At 69.3% G+C, this 20,734-nt stretch carries 20 protein-coding genes and 1 pseudogene; 17 read left to right on the top strand and 4 right to left on the bottom strand.

What is annotated here, in order from left to right; genetic code table 11:
• Window positions 1-304: 304 nt before the first annotated feature.
• From rpsL to N415_RS25095, 10 genes and pseudogenes are all read left to right on the top strand, one after another.
• Window positions 305-679: a 30S ribosomal protein S12 gene (rpsL, locus tag N415_RS25140; RefSeq protein WP_003879423.1), complete on the top strand. Its 375-nt coding sequence runs from the start codon at window positions 305-307 to the stop codon at window positions 677-679.
• A complete protein-coding gene (gene rpsG / locus N415_RS25135; RefSeq protein WP_067012878.1) occupies window positions 679-1,149 on the top strand; it encodes a 30S ribosomal protein S7 in 471 nt (156 codons plus the stop codon). Before rpsL ends, rpsG begins: the two co-directional genes overlap by 1 nt.
• 70 nt (window positions 1,150-1,219) lie before the next feature.
• On the top strand, window positions 1,220-3,325 hold the full coding sequence (fusA, locus tag N415_RS25130) for an elongation factor G (RefSeq protein ID WP_068104580.1): 2,106 nt from the start codon (window positions 1,220-1,222) through the stop codon (window positions 3,323-3,325).
• Window positions 3,326-3,480: 155 nt separating this feature from the next.
• Window positions 3,481-4,671 (top strand): elongation factor Tu, encoded by a 1,191-nt coding sequence (tuf, locus tag N415_RS25125; protein WP_066934798.1) that lies wholly within the window; start codon window positions 3,481-3,483, stop codon window positions 4,669-4,671.
• Between the two features lie 155 nt (window positions 4,672-4,826).
• Window positions 4,827-6,284: pseudogene (locus N415_RS25120) on the top strand (PE family protein); the annotation flags it as partial.
• A gap of 220 nt (window positions 6,285-6,504) precedes the next feature.
• Entirely contained in the window at window positions 6,505-7,305 is an 801-nt protein-coding gene (locus N415_RS33315; RefSeq protein WP_068187609.1) for a PE family protein, read from the top strand.
• An 85-nt stretch (window positions 7,306-7,390) separates the two neighbouring features.
• On the top strand, window positions 7,391-8,221 hold the full coding sequence (locus tag N415_RS25110; RefSeq protein ID WP_068104573.1) for an SHOCT domain-containing protein: 831 nt from the start codon (window positions 7,391-7,393) through the stop codon (window positions 8,219-8,221).
• Between the two features lie 49 nt (window positions 8,222-8,270).
• Window positions 8,271-9,098 (top strand): mycofactocin-coupled SDR family oxidoreductase, encoded by an 828-nt coding sequence (locus tag N415_RS25105; protein WP_068187607.1) that lies wholly within the window; start codon window positions 8,271-8,273, stop codon window positions 9,096-9,098.
• A 25-nt stretch (window positions 9,099-9,123) separates the two neighbouring features.
• Window positions 9,124-10,296: an FAD-dependent oxidoreductase gene (locus N415_RS25100; RefSeq protein ID WP_068187604.1), complete on the top strand. Its 1,173-nt coding sequence runs from the start codon at window positions 9,124-9,126 to the stop codon at window positions 10,294-10,296.
• Entirely contained in the window at window positions 10,293-11,291 is a 999-nt protein-coding gene (locus tag N415_RS25095; protein ID WP_068187613.1) for a D-2-hydroxyacid dehydrogenase family protein, read from the top strand. Before N415_RS25100 ends, N415_RS25095 begins: the two co-directional genes overlap by 4 nt.
• Here N415_RS25095 and N415_RS25090 read toward each other — a convergent pair.
• Genes N415_RS25090 through mftR form a run of 4 tightly spaced genes read right to left on the bottom strand, consistent with a single transcriptional unit; the run spans window position 11,273 to window position 14,733 of the window.
• Window positions 11,273-12,508: a VOC family protein gene (locus tag N415_RS25090; RefSeq protein ID WP_068187602.1), complete on the bottom strand. Its 1,236-nt coding sequence runs from the start codon at window positions 12,506-12,508 to the stop codon at window positions 11,273-11,275. The genes N415_RS25095 and N415_RS25090 overlap by 19 nt on opposite strands.
• Entirely contained in the window at window positions 12,505-13,026 is a 522-nt protein-coding gene (locus N415_RS25085; RefSeq protein ID WP_068187600.1) for a sigma-70 family RNA polymerase sigma factor, read from the bottom strand. Before N415_RS25085 ends, N415_RS25090 begins: the two co-directional genes overlap by 4 nt.
• A gap of 52 nt (window positions 13,027-13,078) precedes the next feature.
• Complete coding sequence (locus N415_RS25080) at window positions 13,079-14,143, bottom strand: DUF2332 family protein (RefSeq protein ID WP_068187598.1); 1,065 nt, start codon at window positions 14,141-14,143, stop codon at window positions 13,079-13,081.
• The gene (gene mftR, locus N415_RS25075; RefSeq protein WP_068187596.1) at window positions 14,140-14,733 is read right to left on the bottom strand and encodes a mycofactocin system transcriptional regulator; all 594 of its coding nucleotides are present in this window, start codon (window positions 14,731-14,733) and stop codon (window positions 14,140-14,142) included. The genes N415_RS25080 and mftR overlap by 4 nt, the downstream gene beginning before the upstream one ends.
• Window positions 14,734-14,823: 90 nt before the next feature.
• On the opposite strand from mftR, the gene mftA reads away from it, so the two are divergent.
• The 7 genes from mftA to mftG form a co-directional block, all read left to right on the top strand.
• Window positions 14,824-14,913 (top strand): mycofactocin precursor MftA, encoded by a 90-nt coding sequence (gene mftA / locus N415_RS25070; RefSeq protein WP_067158700.1) that lies wholly within the window; start codon window positions 14,824-14,826, stop codon window positions 14,911-14,913.
• A 5-nt stretch (window positions 14,914-14,918) separates the two neighbouring features.
• A complete protein-coding gene (gene mftB, locus N415_RS25065; RefSeq protein WP_193376506.1) occupies window positions 14,919-15,191 on the top strand; it encodes a mycofactocin biosynthesis chaperone MftB in 273 nt (90 codons plus the stop codon).
• On the top strand, window positions 15,188-16,354 hold the full coding sequence (gene mftC, locus N415_RS25060; RefSeq protein WP_068187593.1) for a mycofactocin radical SAM maturase: 1,167 nt from the start codon (window positions 15,188-15,190) through the stop codon (window positions 16,352-16,354). The genes mftB and mftC overlap by 4 nt, the downstream gene beginning before the upstream one ends.
• A 2-nt stretch (window positions 16,355-16,356) precedes the next feature.
• Entirely contained in the window at window positions 16,357-17,538 is a 1,182-nt protein-coding gene (gene mftD, locus N415_RS25055) for a pre-mycofactocin synthase MftD (protein WP_068187591.1), read from the top strand.
• A gap of 217 nt (window positions 17,539-17,755) precedes the next feature.
• Window positions 17,756-18,487 (top strand): mycofactocin biosynthesis peptidyl-dipeptidase MftE, encoded by a 732-nt coding sequence (gene mftE / locus N415_RS25050; RefSeq protein ID WP_068187589.1) that lies wholly within the window; start codon window positions 17,756-17,758, stop codon window positions 18,485-18,487.
• The gene (gene mftF, locus N415_RS25045; RefSeq protein ID WP_068187584.1) at window positions 18,484-19,896 is read left to right on the top strand and encodes a mycofactocin biosynthesis glycosyltransferase MftF; all 1,413 of its coding nucleotides are present in this window, start codon (window positions 18,484-18,486) and stop codon (window positions 19,894-19,896) included. Before mftE ends, mftF begins: the two co-directional genes overlap by 4 nt.
• Window positions 19,897-19,911: 15 nt before the next feature.
• Window positions 19,912-20,734: mycofactocin system GMC family oxidoreductase MftG (mftG, locus tag N415_RS25040; protein WP_152531566.1), on the top strand; the 823-nt coding region annotated here is incomplete at its 3' end.

The raw sequence follows: 20,734 nt of genomic DNA, 5'->3' as shown, positions 1-20,734 counted from the left end.
CCGATGGTGGCGACCCGCGGCGCCCGGCTACGCCGCGCTTGCGATCGCCACGGCCGCTTTGACCTGCGAGACCGGCGGCGGGTATTGTGGTAGCTCGTGCCTGGCGGCTTACGGCGCCTGACGTAAGGAAGCGGATGCCGGGCTAATTCGCATGTCCACGACGTATCGGAACGAACTCCGTGCTGAGCGCTTGCGACACACCCGGCCGCGGGGTACACGAGTTAGTCCGAGGCGGGGCAAAACTGCAGTACACAGACTTAATAGCTGAGCCATAACGCAAACTTCGACACAGAAAGCCTCCTAGATGCCAACCATTCAGCAGCTGGTCCGCAAGGGTCGTCGGGACAAGATCGGAAAGGTCAAGACCGCGGCTCTGAAGGGCAGCCCGCAGCGCCGTGGCGTATGCACCCGCGTGTACACCACCACCCCGAAGAAGCCGAACTCGGCGCTTCGGAAGGTCGCGCGCGTCAAGCTGACGAGTCAGGTCGAGGTCACGGCGTACATCCCCGGCGAGGGGCACAACCTGCAGGAGCACTCCATGGTGCTGGTGCGTGGTGGCCGGGTTAAGGACCTGCCCGGTGTTCGGTACAAGATAATCCGCGGTTCGCTCGACACCCAGGGCGTCAAGAACCGCAAGCAGGCTCGTAGCCGCTACGGCGCCAAGAAGGAGAAGAGCTGATGCCGCGCAAGGGGCCCGCGCCCAAGCGTCCGCTGGTCAACGACCCGGTCTATGGGTCGCAGCTGGTCACCCAGCTGGTCAACAAAGTTCTGCTCAAGGGGAAGAAATCGCTCGCCGAGCGCATTGTTTATGGAGCGCTCGAGCAAGCGCGGGAAAAGACAGGCACCGACCCCGTGATCACGCTCAAGCGCGCTCTCGACAACGTCAAGCCTGCCCTGGAGGTGCGCAGCCGCCGCGTCGGTGGTGCGACCTACCAGGTGCCCGTCGAGGTGCGTCCCGACCGGTCCACCACGCTGGCACTGCGCTGGCTTGTCAGCTTCTCGCGGCAGCGCCGGGAGAAGACCATGATCGAGCGGCTGGCAAACGAACTCCTGGATGCCAGCAACGGCCTCGGGGCCTCCGTCAAGCGGCGTGAGGACACCCACAAGATGGCCGAGGCCAACCGCGCCTTCGCGCACTATCGCTGGTGATCGCCGCCCGCGATGATGCGGGAGGCCAGAAAGACAGCAACCAAGCAATCGAAAGAGTGGGAAGACTTCTGTGGCACAGAAGGACGTGCTGACCGACCTCACCAAGGTCCGCAACATCGGCATCATGGCGCACATCGACGCCGGCAAGACGACGACGACCGAGCGCATCCTCTACTACACCGGCATCAGCTACAAGATCGGTGAGGTGCACGACGGCGCCGCCACCATGGACTGGATGGAGCAGGAGCAGGAGCGGGGGATCACCATCACCTCCGCGGCAACCACCTGCTTCTGGAACGGCAACCAGATCAACATCATCGACACGCCCGGCCACGTCGATTTCACCGTCGAGGTCGAGCGCAGCCTGCGCGTGCTCGACGGCGCCGTCGCCGTCTTCGACGGCAAGGAGGGCGTCGAGCCGCAGTCCGAGCAGGTCTGGCGGCAGGCCGACAAGTACGACGTCCCCCGCATCTGCTTCGTCAACAAGATGGACAAGATTGGCGCCGACTTCTACTTCTCCGTGCGCACCATGGAGGAGCGCCTCGGCGCCAACGTCATTCCGATCCAGCTGCCCGTCGGCTCGGAGGGTGACTTCGAGGGCGTCGTCGACCTGGTCGAGATGAAGGCCAAGGTGTGGCGCGGCGAGACCAAGCTCGGCGAGACCTACGACACCATCGACATCCCGGCCGAGCTGGCGGAGAAGGCCGACGAGTACCGCACCAAGCTGCTCGAGGCGGTCGCCGAGACCGACGAGGCGCTGCTGGAGAAGTACCTCGGCGGCGAGGAGCTGTCGGTCGCGGAGATCAAGGCCGCGCTGCGCAAGCTCACGATCAGCTCCGAGGCCTACCTCGTGCTGTGCGGCAGCGCGTTCAAGAACAAGGGCGTGCAGCCCATGCTCGACGCCGTGATCGACTACCTGCCTTCGCCGCTGGACGTGCCGCCGGCCGTCGGGCACGCGCCGGGCAACGAGGACGAGGAGGTCGTGCGCAACCCGTCGACCGACGAGCCCTTCTCGGCGCTGGCGTTCAAGGTCGCCACGCACCCGTTCTTCGGCAAGCTGACCTACGTCCGGGTGTACTCGGGCAAGGTCGACTCCGGCAGCCAGGTCATCAACGCCACCAAGGGCAAGAAGGAGCGGCTGGGCAAGCTGTTCCAGATGCACTCCAACAAGGAGAACCCGGTGGAGACCGCCTCGGCCGGCCACATCTATGCCGTGATCGGGCTGAAGGACACCACCACCGGCGACACCCTGAGCGACCCGAACCACCAGATCGTGCTGGAGTCGATGACCTTCCCCGACCCGGTGATCGAGGTGGCCATCGAGCCCAAGACCAAGAGCGACCAGGAGAAGCTCTCCCTGTCGATCCAGAAGCTCGCCGAGGAGGACCCGACCTTCAAGGTGCATCAGGACGTCGAGACCGGCCAGACCGTGATCGGCGGCATGGGCGAGCTGCACCTGGACATCCTCGTGGACCGCATGCGCCGCGAGTTCAAGGTCGAGGCCAATGTAGGCAAGCCGCAGGTGGCGTACAAGGAGACCATCCGTCGCGTGGCGGAGAAGGTCGAGTACACCCACAAGAAGCAGACCGGCGGCTCGGGCCAGTTCGCGAAGGTGCTGATCAACCTCGAGCCGTTCCACGGCGAAGACGGTGCCACCTACGAGTTCGAGAACAAGGTCACCGGTGGGCGCATCCCGCGCGAGTACATCCCGTCGGTGGACGCCGGCGCGCAGGACGCCATGCAGTACGGCGTGCTGGCCGGCTACCCGCTGGTGAACCTCAAGGTCACCCTGCTTGACGGCGCCTTCCACGAGGTCGACTCGTCGGAAATGGCGTTCAAGATCGCCGGCTCGCAGGTGCTGAAAAAGGCTGCCGCGCAAGCGCAGCCGGTGATTCTGGAACCGATCATGGCCGTCGAGGTCACCACGCCCGAGGACTACATGGGCGACGTGATTGGCGACCTGAACTCCCGCCGTGGCCAGATCCAGGCCATGGAGGAGCGGGCGGGTGCGCGCGTCGTGAAGGCGCACGTGCCGCTGTCGGAGATGTTCGGCTACGTCGGCGACCTGCGGTCCAAGACTCAAGGCCGGGCGAACTACTCCATGGTGTTCGACTCGTACGCCGAGGTTCCGGCGAACGTGTCGAAGGAGATCATCGCGAAGGCGACGGGCCAGTGAGTTCGAAGGCGACGGCGAGTGAGCGAAGCTCACGAGTGAGGAGCCGAGCAATCAGCTTTAGCGCGCACGAGTAAGCTGGCCCGGTTAACACCGCGGCCGAAACCCAGAAAATCAACACTGCTTAACAAAGCACCAACAAGTCGGAGGACATAACAGTGGCGAAGGCGAAGTTCCAGCGGACCAAGCCCCACGTCAACATCGGGACCATTGGTCACGTTGACCACGGCAAGACGACCCTGACCGCGGCTATCACCAAGGTCCTGCACGACAAGTACCCGGACCTGAACGAGTCGAAGGCGTTCGACCAGATCGACAACGCCCCCGAGGAACGTCAGCGCGGTATCACCATCAACATCGCGCACGTCGAGTACCAGACCGACAAGCGCCACTACGCGCACGTCGACGCCCCGGGTCACGCCGACTACATCAAGAACATGATCACCGGCGCCGCCCAGATGGACGGCGCGATCCTGGTGGTCGCCGCGACCGACGGCCCGATGCCGCAGACGCGTGAGCACGTGCTGCTTGCCCGTCAGGTCGGCGTGCCCTACATCCTGGTCGCGCTGAACAAGGCCGACGCCGTCGATGACGAGGAGCTGCTCGAGCTCGTCGAGCTGGAGGTCCGCGAACTGCTGGCCGCCCAGGAGTTCGACGAGGACGCCCCCGTCGTGCGGGTTTCCGCGCTCAAGGCGCTCGAGGGTGACGCCAAGTGGGTTTCGTCCGTCGAGGAGCTCATGGACGCGGTCGACGAGTCGATTCCGGACCCGGTCCGCGAGACCGACAAGCCGTTCCTGATGCCCGTCGAGGACGTCTTCACCATCACCGGCCGCGGCACCGTGGTCACCGGTCGTGTGGAGCGCGGCGTCATCAACGTGAACGAGGAAGTCGAGATCGTCGGCATCCGCCCGACCAGCACCAAGACGACCGTCACCGGTGTGGAGATGTTCCGCAAGCTGCTCGACCAGGGCCAGGCCGGCGACAACGTCGGGCTGCTGCTGCGTGGCATCAAGCGCGAGGACGTCGAGCGCGGCCAGGTCGTGACCAAGCCCGGCACCACCACGCCGCACACCGAGTTCGAGGGCCAGGTCTACATCCTGTCCAAGGACGAGGGCGGCCGGCACACGCCGTTCTTCAACAACTACCGTCCGCAGTTCTACTTCCGCACCACCGACGTGACCGGTGTGGTGACGCTGCCGGAGGGCACCGAGATGGTGATGCCCGGTGACAACACCAACATCTCGGTGAAGCTGATCCAGCCCGTCGCCATGGACGAGGGCCTGCGGTTCGCGATCCGCGAGGGTGGCCGCACCGTCGGCGCCGGCCGGGTCGTCAAGATCATCAAGTAAATCTCGCTCAGCGAAGCCCGGGCTCCCATGTGGGAGTCCGGGTTTCGTGCATTCGGGTCACGGCAACGCCTTGGATCGCGTTACCATCGGCGTCTGTTGTGTCCGTGTCGAATAACCGGTCGATTGTGACCGCAGGCCGTTCGTGGAGGTTGAAAGTGTCGTTCGTGGTTGCGGCGCCCGAGTACGTGGCGGCGGCGGCGAAAGATCTGGCGAACATCGGCTCGACGATCGGCGCGGCCAACGCCACCGCCTGGGCGCCGACGTCGCAGGTGCTGGCGGCCGGTGCCGACGCGGTCTCGGCGGAAATCGCCGCCCTCTTCGGCGCGCACGCCCAGGCCTATCAGGCCATCAGCGCCCAAGCGGCGGCCTTCCATCAGCAGTTCGTGCAGCTGTTGACGGGCGGCGTGACGCAATACGCCCTGGCGGAGGCCGCCAACGCCTCGCCCCTGCAGGCCTTGCTGGACATCGTCAACGCGCCCAGCGAGGCGCTGACGAATCGCCCGCTCATCGGCGACGGCGCCAACGGCGGCCCGGGCCAAAACGGCGCGCCCGGCGGCTGGATCCTGGGCAATGGCGGCAACGGCGGCGCCGGCACCGTTGCCGGAATGAACGGCGGTAACGGCGGCCCGGCCGGGCTGATCGGCAACGGCGGGGCCGGTGGCGCCGGCTTCGCGCAGCTTTTCGGCAATGCTGCCGGCACCAATGGCGGAGCCGGGGGGCACGGCGGGTGGCTGTACGGCAACGGGGGCGCCGGTGCGGCCGGCGGGGCCGGCGGCAACGGGTTTACGTCAGGGGGCGGCGGGCACGGCGGCAATGGCGGCGCCGGCGGCCGCGCGGGATTGTTCGGTGGCATCGCCGGGAACGGCGGAGACGCCGGACGTGGCGGCAGCGCATTCCAATCGGCCGTCAGCGCAACCGGCGGGGACGGCGGCGACGGCGGTATCGGCGGCATGGCCGGGCTGCTCGGCGCAGGCGGGCATGGCGGGAACGGCGGCAACGGCGGGGTAGGCAACACAGGTAACCCGGGGGTAAACGGCGGATCCGGCGGCGACGGCGGGCAAGGCGGCTTCGGTGGGCTGTTGTTCGGCGTCGGCGGGGCCGGCGGAAACGGCGGCATCAGCCTGGGATTGAACGTGGCGAACCAACTCGATGGCGGGTTCGGCGGTTTCGGTGGTTACGCCGGGCTGTTCGGCGATGGCGGCGCCGGCGGGGCGGCCGGCGCCTACCTGGGTGGCGGCGGCGGGCTCGACGGGCTGGGCGGTTACGGTGGGAACGGCGGGCTGCTGTTCGGCACCGGCGGCCAAGGCGGATCGTCCGGGACGGGATTCGGCGGCAACGGCGGCAATGCCTGGATCTTCGGCAACGGGGGCCACGGCGGCGTGGCCACGGGCACGTTCGGTTCCGGCGGATATGGCGGCAACGGTGGCTTTCTGATCGGCAACGGCGGTGCCGCCGGCGCGGCCACCGGCGCCCACGGCGTGGGCGGCAACGGCGGTGGCGGCGGAGTCATCGGCAGCGGCGGCGACGGCGGGTCCGGCACCGGCCTCGACGGCAACGGCGGAGACGGCGGCAACGCCGGCTACATCGGCAACGGCGGCGCGGGCGGCAACGGCACCCAATTCACCGGGACGGCCGGCTTCGGCGGCGCCGGCGGCAAGCTGTTGGGCGCGCACGGTCCGGCCGGCGCCGTACTGCCGTAAATCCGGCGCATCCGGCTCCCTCGATTGCCAAAACTGGAGGCGGGTCGCGCGAGTTACTATAGATTCAGCCTATTGCGTCCGTGTCTAACGACCGGCGATTGCCCTTATTGAGTGGCCTGCCCTGGAGGTTCGGATGTCGTTCGTCTTCGCGACGCCCGAATACCTGGCCGCGGCGGCATCCGACCTGGCGAACATCGGCTCGACCATCAGCTCCGCCAACGTCGCCGCATCGGGCCCCACGTCGGGGGTCCTGGCCGCCGGCGCCGACGAGGTGTCGGCGAGCATAGCCGCGCTGTTCGGCGCCCATGCGGAGGTCTATCAGGCACTCAGCGCCCAGGCGGCGCTGTTCCACCAGCAGTTCGTCGACCTCATGAGCAGCGGCGGGGCGCAATATGCGCTCGCCGAGGCCACCAACGCGTCGCCGCTGCAGACCCTCGAGCAAGGGGCGACGAGCGCGCTCAGTGCGCCCGCCCAGGCGGCGGGGGTCGCCATCCAGGCCGCCACTGGCGCCAGCGGGTCCCCGGCGGCCGCCGCCGGTGTCGGACCCGGCGCGTTCGGTGCCGGCGGTAGCGGCGCGGCCGGGCAGCTGATCAGCAGCGTCGGCGCCGACCCCGCCGCGGCGGCCGCCGGAACCGGCGGAACCTTCAGTCCCGGCGGGGCCGGCCTCACGGGCAGCCTGGTCGCCGGCCAGAACTTCGGCGCCGCTCCCGCGGCCGGTGGCAGCATCGCGCCGGCCGAGTCCGGCGGTGTCGTCGAGACCGCCGCCGCCGAAGACCTCGGCATCGGCGAAACCCCCGTGGCGTCCGCCCCGGCGGTCACCCCCCTGGCGGGCCTGCCGACGCCGGGATCCGCCGCCCCCGCCGCGGCTGCCCGACCCGGCACCCCGGCGTACTCTCCTGCCCCGGCCGGGGCGTCCGAACCCGCCGAGGAGTGACCGGCGCTCGAGCGCGCTTTGCGAGCGTCCCGCTGGCGGCGGCGTTAATCTGACACGGACTTCCCAGCGAGGCGAGGAGAGACACGTGTTGGCGCGCTACCTGAAAGCACAGTTGATCGTTTTGCTGTGCGGCGGCCTGGTCGGGCCGATCTTTTTGGTCGTCTACTTCACCATGGGGTTCGGCGACCTGCTGCAGTGGATGCTCTACGTGGGCCTGCTGATCACCGTCGCCGACGTGGTGATCGCGATCGCGCTGGCCAACTTCGGGGCGAAGTCGTCCGCCAAGAACGCGGAGCTCGAGCAGAGCGGCGTGCTGGCGCTCGCCCAGATCACCGGGCTCACCGAGACCGGGACGTGGATCAACAATCAGCAGGTGGTCAAGGTGCACCTGCACATCTCCGGGCCCGGGTTCCTGCCGTTCGACAGCGAGGACCGGGTCATCGCCCACCTCACCCGGCTCGGCAACCTCAACGCCCGCAAGGTGGTGGTGCTGGTCAACCCCACCACCCAGGAATACCGCATCGACTGGGAGCGAAGCGCTTTGGTCAACGGGCTGGTGCCCGCGCAGTTCACCCTGACCGAAGACAACCGGACCTACGACCTCAGCGGGCAGGCCGGCCCGCTGATGGAGATCCTGCAGATCCTGAAGGCCAACAACATCCCGCTGAACCAGGCGGGCGACCTCCGGTCGAATCCGGTGGTGCGCCAGCAGATCCAGGCCGTGGTGCGCCGCGCGGCCGCACAACAGGCGCCGGCACCCCAGCCCGCGGCGGCCGGCGGTCCTGCACCGGCCGGGACGCCCGCGCAACCGTCGATCGCCCAGCGGCTCCAAGAGCTGGAGACACTGCGCGCCAGCGGCGCGCTGACCGACCAGGAGTACAACAGCCGGCGGGCCCAGATCATCTCGGAAATCTGAACCGGAGCCGCACTAGAACACGTTTCAGTTCCGCTGCTAGCCTGTCCTCGTGGCTGCACAGGTTGGATCACTGCAAGGACGGGTGGCGTTCGTTACCGGGGCCGCCCGGGCGCAGGGACGGTCGCACGCAGTGCGGCTCGCCCGGGAAGGCGCGGACATCATCGCGCTTGACATCTGCGCGCGGGCCTCGGACACCCTGAGTTACACGCCGGCTACGCCCGAGGATCTCAGCGAGACCGTCCGCCTGGTCGAAGCCGAGGGCCGCAAGGTGCTGGCCCGGGAGGTCGACATCCGGGACGACGCGGCGCTGCGGCAACTCGTCGCCGACGGCGTCGAACAATTCGGCCGGCTCGACGTGCTGGTCGCCAACGCCGGGGTGCTGGGCTGGGGCCGGGTCTGGGAGCTCACCGACGAGCAGTGGGACACCGTGATCGGGATCAACCTGACCGGCACCTGGCGCACCCTGCGCGCGGCGATCCCGGCGATGATCGAGGCCGGCAACGGCGGTTCCATCGTCGTCGTCAGCTCGGCGGCGGGCCTGAAGGCCACGCCCGGTAACGGCCACTACGCCGCCAGCAAATTCGGGCTCACGGGCCTGACCAACACCCTGGCGATCGAGCTCGGCGAATACGGCATCCGGGTCAACTCCATCCACCCCTACTCGGTCGAAACCCCGATGATCGAGCCCGAGGCGATGATGGAAATCTTTGCCAAGCACCCTCGTTACGTGCACAGCTTCCCGCCAATGCCGATGCAGTACAAGGGATTCATGACGCCCGACGAGGTGTCCGACGTCGTCGTCTGGTTGGCCGGCGACGGGTCGGGCACACTGTCGGGCACACAGGTCCCCGTCGACAAGGGCGCATTGAAGTACTGACCGGCGATCGTGGTATGAACTCCACGTGACTGAAAAAGGCATCGTGATCGTCGGCGGCGGATTGGCCGCCGCCCGCACGGCCGAGCAACTGCGCCGGTCGGAATACGCCGGCCGGATCACGATCGTCAGCGACGAGGTGCACCTGCCCTACGACCGCCCGCCCCTGTCCAAGGAGGTGCTGCGCAAAGAGGTCGACGACGTGGCCCTCAAACCGCGCGAGTGGTACGGCGAGAAGGACATCACGCTGCGGCTGGGGTCGGCGGCCACCGCGCTGGACACGGCCAAGCAGACGGTGACCCTGGCCGACGGGACGACGCTCGGCTACGACGAACTCGTCATCGCCACCGGGCTGGTGCCGCGGCGCATCCCGGCGTTTCCGGACCTGGACGGCATTCGGGTGCTGCGCTCGTTCGACGAAAGCATGGCGTTGCGGGAGCACGCGTCCGAGGCGCAGCGCGCCGTCGTCGTGGGCGCCGGTTTCATCGGCTGCGAGGTGGCGGCCAGCCTGCGCAGCCTGGGCGTGGACGTGGTGCTGGTCGAGCCCCAGCCGACGCCGCTGGCCGCGATACTCGGCGAGCAGATCGGCCAGCTGGTGGCACGGCTGCATCGCGACGAGGGCGTCGACGTCCGGCTCGGCCTCGGGGTGGCGGAGGTGCGCGGCGAGGGGCATGTGGACACCGTGGTGCTGACCGACGGCACGGAGCTCGCCGCCGACCTCGTCGTGGTCGGCATTGGCTCGCGACCGGCGACCGAGTGGCTCGAGGGCAGCGGCGTCGACGTCGATAACGGCGTCATCTGCGACGAGGCCGGACGCACCAGCGCGCCGAACGTGTGGGCGCTCGGCGACGTCGCCTCCTGGCGCGATACGACGGGACACCAAGCGCGCGTGGAACATTGGAGCAACGTCGCCGACCAGGCCCGGGTGGTGGTGCCCGCGATGCTCGGACAGGACGTGCCGTCGGCCGTGGTGGTGCCGTATTTCTGGAGCGATCAGTACGACGTCAAGATCCAGTGCCTGGGGGAGCCCGAGGCCACCGACACCGTGCACCTCGTCGAGGACGACGGGCGCAAGTTCCTGGCGTATTACGAGCGCGACGGGGTGCTGGTCGGGGTGGTCGGCGGTGGGATGCCGGGCAAGGTCATGAAGGTCCGCGCGAAGATCGCCGCCGCGGTCCCCATCGCCGAGGTGCTGGGCTGACGCTTCCCAAGGTCGCGATACTCGACGACTACGCCGGCGTGGCCTTCGACCTCGCCGACTGGTCGCCGGTGCGGACGCGTTCGGACGTAACGGTTTTCGACCGGCACCTGTCCGAGGCCGAGGCCGCCGACGCGTTGCGGCCCTTCGACGTGATCTGCACCATGCGCGAACGGATGGCGTTGCCACGCACGCTCATCGAGCGGCTCCCGAACCTCAAGCTGATCACCATCGTGGGCAGGAGCCTGCCCAACCTGGATATGGCCGCGGCCACCGAGCGCGGCGTGCTGGTCGCCCACTCGGACTTCGCCAACCCGCGGTTCACCGCGGTTCGCGACGCGACCCCCGAACTGGCCTGGGGGCTACTGATCGCGACGGTGCGCAATCTGGCCGAGGAGCATCGGCGAATGCGCGATGGGGGATGGCAGTCGACCACCGGTATGACGTTGTCCGGCAAGACGCTTGGGCTGCTCGGCCTGGGCCGAACCGGCAAGCGCATGGCCGAATACGCGAAAGTGTTTGGCCTGCAGGTGATTGCGTGGAGCCAGAACCTCACCGAGGAGGCCGCCGCGGCGGCCGGTGCCCGCCGGGTCGAGAAGGCGGCCCTGTTCGCCGAGGCCGACGTGGTCTCGATCCACCTGGTGCTCTCCGAACGCACCCGCGGGCTGGTCGGCCAACCGGAGCTGGGCCTGATGCAGCCGCATGCCTACCTGATCAACACCTCGCGCGGCCCGATCGTCGACGAGGCCGCGCTGATCGACGCGCTGCGAACCGGCCGCATCGCCGGGGCCGGGCTCGACGTCTACGACACCGAACCGCCGCCGCCCGACCATCCGCTGCGGGCGCTGACCAACGTGACGCTGTCCCCCCACTTGGGGTACGTCACCCGCGAAATGCTCGGCGCCTTCTACGCTGACACCATCGAGGCCGTCGTCGCCTGGCTGGACGGGGCGCCCGTCCGGATCGCCAACCCCGAGGCTCAGAACTCGCCGAGGTAGAACCGGGCCCCCTGATCGTCGGCGCATTCGGCGGTCACGCCGTACGGCTGGCGGGCCGGCTCGGCGAGTACCGTGCCGCCGGCCTCGCGCACCCGGGCGACGGCCGCGTCGATGTCCGACACCGTCCACATCGGCACGGTCGTCGGGGCGGCGTTGCCCCCGGCGGCGCCGGCCATCGGGTGGGTTCCCACCACCTGCCAGCCGTCGGCCACCCGGCCGGGCTCGAAGCTCCATCCCAGCACCCGGCCGTAGAAGTCGCGGAAGCCCGCGGAATCCGGCACCTCGTAGGTGACGTAGGACAGCTCGCCCGGCCCGGACCCGTTGAGCTCCGGACGCTTTCGCCCGGCCGCCGGTTCGAACACCGCGAACGCCGCCCCCTGCGGGTCGGTGGCCTCGAGCACCACGCCGTCGTCGGTCCGGCGCACTTCGCCCGCGACCCCGCCCGCCTCGGTTATCGCCGTGCGGGCGGCCCACACGTCGGTGACGGCGTAGCAGCAGAATAGGGTGGGCTTCCCGGGTTGCGCCGAAATGCCGGTCGGCAGATCGGTATTGGTGACCCGGTGGGATGCCGGGTCGTACGTCCAGCCCAGGACGTGGCCGTAGAAGGCGGCCGCCCGATCGGCGTCGTGACTCCACACCGAGACGTAACCGACGTCGCCGTGCCGGATGCCCGCGGGGTCCTTAGCGGGTCCGGACAGCATCCAGCGGTGCCCGAACGGGTCGATGACGGTCGCGTTGCGGCTTCCATGGCTTTCGTAGCTCTCGCGCTGGACGGTGGCGCCGTGTTCCCGCGCCTTGGCCAGGGCGGCGTCGGTGTCGCCGACGTGCAGCATCAGGCTCACCGAAACCGCGTCGGGCGCAGGGGCCTTCAGCCCGAGCTCGGGATACTCGTCGGCCAGGTAGAGCACCCCGCCTCCGATCGCGATCTCCGCGTGGCCGATTCGGCCGTCGTCCATCACGATCGGTTCACCGACGACGACGGCGCCGAACGCGTCGGCGTACCAGGCGATCGCCGCCCGCGCGTTCGCGACGCTCAGGTAGGGCAGCGCCGCCGGGTGCGGGGCGATCTGAGTCGCAATGCCGCTCATGACAACTCCTTCCGGTAGGGACATCGCGGATTCCAGCCGCCGGCGCAGCCGCGCGGCGAAACCCGGATCTGGTTGCACCGGAAGGTCGTCGGCGCGCAGCACGTCCAGCGGATCGTCGTGCCGACTCATGGCGTGCCTCCTTCCGGATACTGTTCTTTGAAGGCCCGGCGGGCCCGGACCAGGAGCGCCTCGGTGGCGTGCACGGTGCGCCCGATCAGCTCGGCGCACTCGCCGACCGAGCAGTCGTCCATGTAGCGCAGCACCAGCACGGCGCGGTGCGGCTCGGCCAGCCGGGCCAGCACCGCCTCGGCGACCATGCGGTCCAACTCGGCGTCCCAGTCGTCGACCGGGTCCGCCGGCTCCGGCGGTTCGGGGACCGGCACGGTCAGCCGGTGCGCGCCGCGCCGATAGTGGTCGGCCAGCTTGTGGCGTGCCACCCCGAGCAGCCACGGAATTGACACCGGCGGCGGATCGCTCTTCCGCGCCGCGTCCATGGCCGCGAGAAACGTCTCCGACGTCAGGTCCTCCGCCGTCGCGCGATCACCGCAGCGGCGGACGAAGTACCCGTACACCACGGGCAACGCCTCGTCGTACAGCTCGAGCAACGCGCATCGAGCGTCGGACCTCGGATCCGCTTCGGCGCTCACATGTATATAGTCGCCGCGGCGGGCCGAACTCCGACGGGGCGGAGGAGAAAAACTACTGCCAATTCACCGGCGGGCCGTGCGGATGGCATTCGGCGAGGACGGCCGCCTCGCCGCCCGGCCAGCTGCGGGCCCGCACCAAAAACCGGATCGGCGTGCCCGGCCCGTCGCGCGCCGGCTCCAGCGTCAGGTGCGCGAACGGTGACCGGGCGTCGGCCCGCCGCCCGAGCGCCTCGATCCCGGCGCGGACCGCGGCGCGCTCGTCGTCGGACAGGTACTGCCAGGTGATCGAATGCCACAGCACCGTCAGCGCGCCGGCGGCGAGGGTCATGCCGGCCACCGCCTCGGCCGCCGTCCGGCGCTCGAGGGCCGCCGGGACGGTCCGGGCGACGGCGATGGCGCCGCGCAGCCGGCGCAACCGGGCGTCCTGGTCGGGCCAGACGTAGCTCAACGCGGTCACTTCCCCCTCGGCGCCGGTGACGTCGATGGGCGCGATGTCGTAGCCGTTTCGCTCGACGATGCGCAGGGCGCCGTCGGGCGGCAGGGCGCCGCGCCAGGCGTCGTCGATGGTGACCGGCGAGTCGGACGGCCCCCATCGGCCGCCCCTGAGACCGGATCCGTAGCGGTAGTGGTAGTGGTCGGCGCGCATGTTCAGGCCCGCGCTCGATCCGATCTCGAAAAGCCTTATCGGCAAATCGAATCCGCGATTGAGCCGTAGCAGTCCACCGATCAGCGCGGCGGACCGGCCCACCTCGTTGGTCTGCGGCGGCTGATGGAGCGCGGCGCGCAACGCGTTGGTGTTCTCCGCCGCGGTGCGCAGGATTTCGGGCCAGGCCTTCGCCGCGTCCCAGGCGCCGCCGGTGCTGGGATACCAGCGGCGCAATTGCGGCGCCCGGCCGTCGAGCACCAACCGGTGCAGCCCGCCGAGCAGCCGCAGCGGCACCGCGTGGCGCGAGGGCGCGTCCTCGTGGCCGGACAGGACGGTCGCGAAGACGCCGCCCGCCTCGACGTCGCCCGCCACCAGCTCGAAGAGCTCCCCGTACATCGGCGAGCCGGAGCCCGCGCAGAACCGGCCCTGCGAGCGCAGCATGTGCAGCAGGTGCTCGGCGCCCCCGCTCATCGGTCCAGCCGTTCCAGCCCGGCGCCGACGACGTCGAACGCGTTGCCGAGCGCGGTGGGCAGCGGGACGGATTCGTCGGCGAGCCAGTGCTCGTAGGCGCTCAGCGCGACCCCGAGCATGGTCCAGGCGACGGTCTGCGGCAGCGGGTCGGTGGTCTTGACGCCCAGCCGGTGGGCCACGAAACCCGCCATCACCTCACGCCAGCCGGCGTACATCGTCATCGAATACGCCTGCAGCTCCGCGGTTTCCAGGATGACCCGCATGCGCTGACGGTGCCGGACCGTCTCGCACTCGTCGAAGGTGTTGAACGCCAACAGCGCCCCGCGCAACGCCTCGTCGAGGGGCACCCGCGCGTCCACGTTGTCGAGCAGCTCCCGCAGGTGCGCCAGGTGGGCGTCGAAATCACCCCAGAGGATCGCGTTCTTGGAGGCGTAATAGCGAAACAGCGTGCGGCGCGCGATGCCGGCCGCGTGCGCGACGTCGTCGACGCTCACCTCGTCGAATCCCCGGGCCGCGAACAACTCGAGGGCGACGTCGGTGATGTGCCCCGGGGTCGTCGAGCGGCGCCGGCCCACCCGCGGCTGCGGCATGTCAGACCCGCCCTTCCATTGCGGCACTCGATGCCATATTGTGTCCAGAACGATCCATCCTTGTCGAGTCCCAACGGGAGGAAAAGTTCCATGGAGCACGAAAACGAGACCGAGACCGAGCTCGTCACCGAGACCCTCGTGGAAGAGGTGTCCATCGACGGGATGTGCGGGGTCTACTGATCCGCGTGTTCGATCCCGACCGCGGCTGGCGGTTGCACCCGCAGGTGGCGGTTCGGCCGGAGCCGTTCGGCGCGCTGCTGTACCACTTCGGCACCCGCAAGCTGTCCTTCCTGAAGAACCGCACCATCCTCACGGTGGTGCGGTCGCTGGCCGACCATCCCGACGTCCGGTCGGCCTGCCGTGCCGCCGGCGTGGACGACGCGGGGCAGGGACCGTACCTGCACGCGCTGGGTGTGCTGGCGGAGTCAAACATGTTGGTAGCCAAGGAGGCCGAATGAGTGTCGCTGTTCCGCGGCTCATCGAACAGTTCGAGCGCGGCCTGGACGCCCCGATCTGCCTGACGTGGGAGCTGACCTACGCCTGCAACTTGGCGTGCGTGCACTGCCTGTCCTCGTCGGGCAAACGGGATCCGCGGGAGTTGTCCACGCGCCAGTGCATGGACATCATCGACGAGCTGGAACGCATGCAGGTGTTCTACGTCAACATCGGCGGCGGCGAACCCACCGTGCGGCCCGACTTCTGGGAGCTGGTCGACTATGCGACCGCGCACCACGTCGGCGTGAAGTTCTCCACCAACGGCGTCCGGATCACCCCGCAGGTCGCCGCCCGCCTGGCCGCCAGTGACTACGTCGACGTCCAGATCTCGCTCGACGGCGCCACCGCGGAGGTCAACGACGCCGTGCGCGGCGCCGGCTCGTTCGCGATGGCGGTGCGCGCGCTGGAGAACCTGGCCAGTGCAGGCTTCAAAGACGCGAAGATCTCGGTCGTCGTGACCCGGCACAACGTCGACCAACTCGACGAATTCGCCGCCCTGGCAAGCCGTTACGGCGCCACCCTGCGTATCACCCGGCTGCGGCCCTCCGGTCGGGGCGCGGACGTGTGGGAAGAGCTGCACCCCACCGCCGCCCAGCAGGTCCAGCTCTACGACTGGCTGGTCGCCAAGGGGGAGCGGGTGCTCACCGGCGACTCCTTCTTCCACCTCGCACCGCTCGGCTCATCCGGCGCCCTGGCCGGTTTGAACATGTGCGGCGCCGGCCGGGTCGTGTGCCTGATCGACCCGGTGGGCGACGTCTATGCCTGCCCGTTCGCCATCCACGACCGCTTCCTGGCCGGAAACATCCTGTGCGACGGGGGATTTGACAACGTCTGGAAGAACGCACCGCTGTTTCGGGAGCTGCGGGAACCGCAGTCGGCCGGGGCCTGCAGCAGCTGCGGGCACTACGACAGCTGCCGGGGCGGATGCATGGCGGCCAAGTTCTTCACCGGCCTGCCGATGGACGGGCCCGATCCCGAATGCGTGCAAGGCCATAGCGAGCAGGCCCTGGCGCGTGACCGCACCACCCCGCGGCCCCGCGCCGACCATTCCCGGAAGACGAGTGGGCCGGTGCTCCTGAAACTCTCGCGACCCCCGGCGCGGCTGTGCAACGAAAGCCCCGTCTAGCCATGGCCGACCAATGGTTCGAAACGGTCGCCATCGCCCAGCAGCGCGCGAAGCGGCGGCTACCGAAATCGGTTTATTCGGCGCTGCTTGCGGGCAGCGAAAAGGGCATCACCGTCGCGGGCAACGTCGAAGCGTTCAGCGAACTCGGATTCGCGCCCCATGTCGTCGGCGCCCCGGAAAAGCGCGACCAATCGACTACCGTTATGGGGCAGGATATTTGGTTGCCGGTGGTCATTTCGCCAACCGGCGTCCAAGCGGTCGACCCGGACGGCGAGGTGGCCGTCGCACGGGCGGCGGCGGCGCGGGGAACGGCGATGGGACTTTCGTCGTTCGCCAGTAAACCGATCGAAGAGGTCATCGCCGCCAACCCCAAATTGTTCTTCCAGGTCTACTGGCTCGGCGGCCGCGACGCCATCGCGGAGCGCGTGGAACGCGCGCGCCAGGCCGGTGCGGTCGGCCTGATCGTCACCACCGACTGGTCGTTCTCGCACGGGCGCGACTGGGGCAGTCCGAAGATCCCCGAAGAGATGAACCTGCGGACCATCCTGCGCCAGTCTCCGGAGGCGGTCTTCAAGCCCCGCTGGTTGTGGAAGTACGGCAAGACGCTGCGCCCGCCGAACCTCCGGGTGCCGAACCAGGCGCGCCGCGGCGAGCCCGGCCCGCCCTTCTTCGCCGCGTACGGCGAATGGATGGGCACGCCGCCGCCGACCTGGGACGACATCGCCTGGCTGCGCGAGCTGTGGGGCGGACCGTTCATGCTCAAGGGCGTGATGCGCGTCGACGACGCCAAAAGGGCTGTGGATGCGGGTGTTTCGGCGATCTCGGTGTCGAATCACGGCGGCAACAACCTGGACGGCACCCCGGCCTCGATCCGCGCCCTGCCCGCGGTGGTCGCGGCGGTGGGGGACCAGGTCGAGGTGCTGCTCGACGGCGGCATCCGCCGCGGCAGCGACGTCGTCAAGGCGGTGGCGCTCGGGGCGCGGGCGGTGATGATCGGGCGCGCGTACCTGTGGGGCCTCGCGGCCGGCGGGCAGGCCGGGGTGGAGAACGTCCTCGACATCTTGCGCGGCGGCATCGACTCGGCCTTGATGGGCCTGGGGCGCTCCTCGGTTCACGACCTCACCCCCGACGACCTGTTGGTGCCGGACGGCTTCGCGCGGGCGCTCGGGGTACCGCCGGCATAAATCTGGGCCTAAATCTGGGTATGTCGGGTCTCTTTACGGGGATTGAGCATGGGCCGTTTTCACCAACAGCGCGAAATGGCCCTCTAGCGTGAAACGACGGCGGCGAAAATTGTGGTACTTGCGAGGCAACCGTGACGAACGAGCCATCAAATTCGACCGCTTGGTGAACAGCCCAGAAAAAAATAATTTTGTAGGGTCAACAATTGGTGCACGCCAGGTGAATTCGTCCTACCATCAGCCAGTGCCCGTACTCGGCGAATTAGCAACGATGGCGTCGAGCCAGCTATTCGGCACCTCGCCGGCATTAATGGTCCCGGTGGGATCGACCGAACAACACGGTCCGCACCTCCCGCTGGACACCGATACCCAGATCGCGACGGCGGTCGCGCGGGGGGCCAGGGCCCGCCTGGAACAGGACTGGTTGGTCGCGCCGGCCATCGCCTACGGCGCCAGCGGCGAGCACCAAGACTTCGCCGGAACGATCTCGATCGGCACCGAGGCCCTGACGACGCTGCTGGTGGAGTACGGCAGGTCAGCGGCTTGCTGGGCCCCGCGGCTCGTGTTCGTCAACGGGCACGGCGGCAATGTCGGCGCGTTGCGCGGCGCGGTGAGCGCGCTGCGGGCCGAGGGCCGAGACGCCGCCTGGTGCCCCTGCGTCGCCGCCAGCGGCGACGCCCACGCCGGCCATACCGAAACATCGGTGTTGCTCCATATCTCGCCGGCCGACGTGCTGACCGACCGGTGGCTCAGCGGCAACCGGGCGCCGTTGGCAGACTTGCTCCCGTCGATGCGCCGCGGGGGCGTCGCGGCGGTCAGCCGGGTCGGGGTGCTGGGCGACCCCACCACCGCGACGGCCGCCGAGGGCAAGCGCATCTTCGCCGAGATGGTCGACGACTGTGTCCGTCGGATCGCCCGGTGGTCGCCCGGGCGTGACGGGAAGCTGACATGACGGCAACGCGATTGCCGGACGGGTTCGCCGTCCAGGTCGACCGCCGCGTGCGGGTGCTCGGCGACGGTTCCGCCTTGCTGGGTGGCTCACCGACGCGCCTGCTGAAGTTGGCCCCCGCCGCCCAGAGCATGCTTTCCGACGGCCGGCTGAAGGTCCGCGACGACGTCAGCGCCCAGCTGGCCCGCACCCTGCTCGACGCCACCGTGGCGCACCCGCGCCCCGCGGGCGGCCCGTCGCACCGCGACGTGACCGTGGTAATTCCGGTGCGGGACAACGTTTCCGGGGTGCGCCACCTGGTCAGCTGTCTGCGCGGATTGCGCGTCATCGTGGTCGACGACGGTTCGTTCCCGCCGATCGAGCCGGAAGACTTCATCGGCGCGCACTGCGACGTCGAGGTGCTGCGCCACCCCCACAGCAGGGGTCCGGCCGCGGCGCGCAACACCGGGCTGGCCGCCTGCACGACTGACTTCGTCGCGTTTCTCGACTCCGACGTGACGCCGCGCCGTGGCTGGCTCGAGGCCCTGCTCGGTCACTTCTGCGATCCGACCGTCGCCCTGGTCGCGCCGCGCATCGTCGGCCTGTCACACAGCGAGAACGTGGTCGCCCGCTACGAGGCGGTGCACTCGTCGCTGGACCTCGGGGAGCGCGAGGCCCCGGTGCTGCCCCACAGCACGGTGTCCTACGTTCCCAGCGCGGCGATCATCTGCCGCCGCTCGGCCATCCGTGACGTCGGGGGCTTCGACGAGACGATGCAGTCCGGCGAGGACGTCGACCTGTGCTGGCGGCTGATCGAGGCGGGCGCTCGGCTTCGCTACGAGCCGATCGCCCAGGTCGCCCACGATCACCGCACCGAGTTACGGGATTGGCTCGCGCGCAAGGCCTTTTACGGCGGCTCGGCGGCCCCGCTGTCCGTGCGTCACCCGGACAAGACGGCCCCGGTGGTGATCTCCGGCTGGGCGCTGATGGCCTGGATCCTGGTGGCGCTGGGGACGAGCCTCAGCCAGCTCGCCTCGATCGTCGTCGCCCTGGTGACCGGCCGGCGGATCGCCAAGGCGATGCGCGGCGCCGAGACGTCGCTCGTGGACGTCCTCACGATCGCGACCCGCGGCCTGTGGTCGGCGGCGCTGCAGCTGGCGTCGGCCCTGTGCCGGCACTACTGGCCGCTGGCCTTGGTCGCGGCGATCCTGTCGCGCCACTGCAGACGCGTCGTGCTGGTGGCCGCCGTCATGGACGGCGTGGTGGACTGGCTGCGCCGCCGGGACGCCACCGGCGACGAGGCCGAACCCATCGGGCTGCTGACCTACGTGTTGCTCAAGCGCGTCGACGACCTGGCCTACGGCCTCGGGCTGTGGTGGGGTGTGGCCCGCGAACGCAACGTGCGGGCGCTCAAGCCGCAGATTCGCACATAGCGGTTTCGACGCCCCTTGACCGCAGCCGCTCCGCACAGCGATGTGCTGATCGTGGGCGCCGGCAGCGCTGGTTCGGTTGTCGCCGAACGCCTTTCCGCCGATCCCGCCCGCACCGTCACCGTGCTGGAGGCCGGCCCCGCGCTGGCCGACCCGGAGTTGCTGGCCCTGACCGCCAACGGGTTGCAACTGCCGATCGGCGTCGGCAGCCCGCTGGCCCGGCGCTACCTGACCACGCTGACCGATCGGCACGCCCTGAAGCTGCCGATCGTGCGCGGCGCCACGGTCGGCGGTTCGGGTGCGATCAACGGCGGCTACTTCTGCCGCGCGCTGCCGCGCGACTTCGACCGCGCCGGGGTGCCCGGCTGGGCATGGTCGGATGTGCTCGAGCACTTCCGCGCCATCGAGACCGACCTGGATTTTGACGGCCCCGCTCACGGCCGGGCCGGGCCGATCCCGGTGCGCCGAACCCGCGAAATGACCGGTACCACGGAAGCTTTCATCGCGCAGGCGGAGCGCGCCGGGTTCGGGTGGATCGACGATCTCAATGATGCTGGGCCGGAACTGGTTTCGGGGCTGGGGGCGGTCCCGCTCAATATCGTCGACGGCGTGCGCACCGGATCGGGTGCCGCGTATTTGTTGCCGGCGCTCGGGCGGCCCAACCTGACGTTGCTGGAGCGGACCCGCGCGGTGCGACTGCGTTTCGTGGGCGCCACCGCGGTGGGTGTCGAGGTGATCGGCCCGCAAGGCCGGGCGACGGTTTCCGCCGACCGAATCGTGTTGTGCGCCGGCGCGATTGAGTCGGCACACCTGCTGATGCTTTCCGGCATCGGCGACGAAG

It is taken from the genome of Mycobacterium sp. UM_CSW, assembly GCF_000455205.1.
Lineage (GTDB): Bacteria > Actinomycetota > Actinomycetes > Mycobacteriales > Mycobacteriaceae > Mycobacterium.
This window is presented reverse-complemented; position numbering and strand designations above follow the sequence as displayed.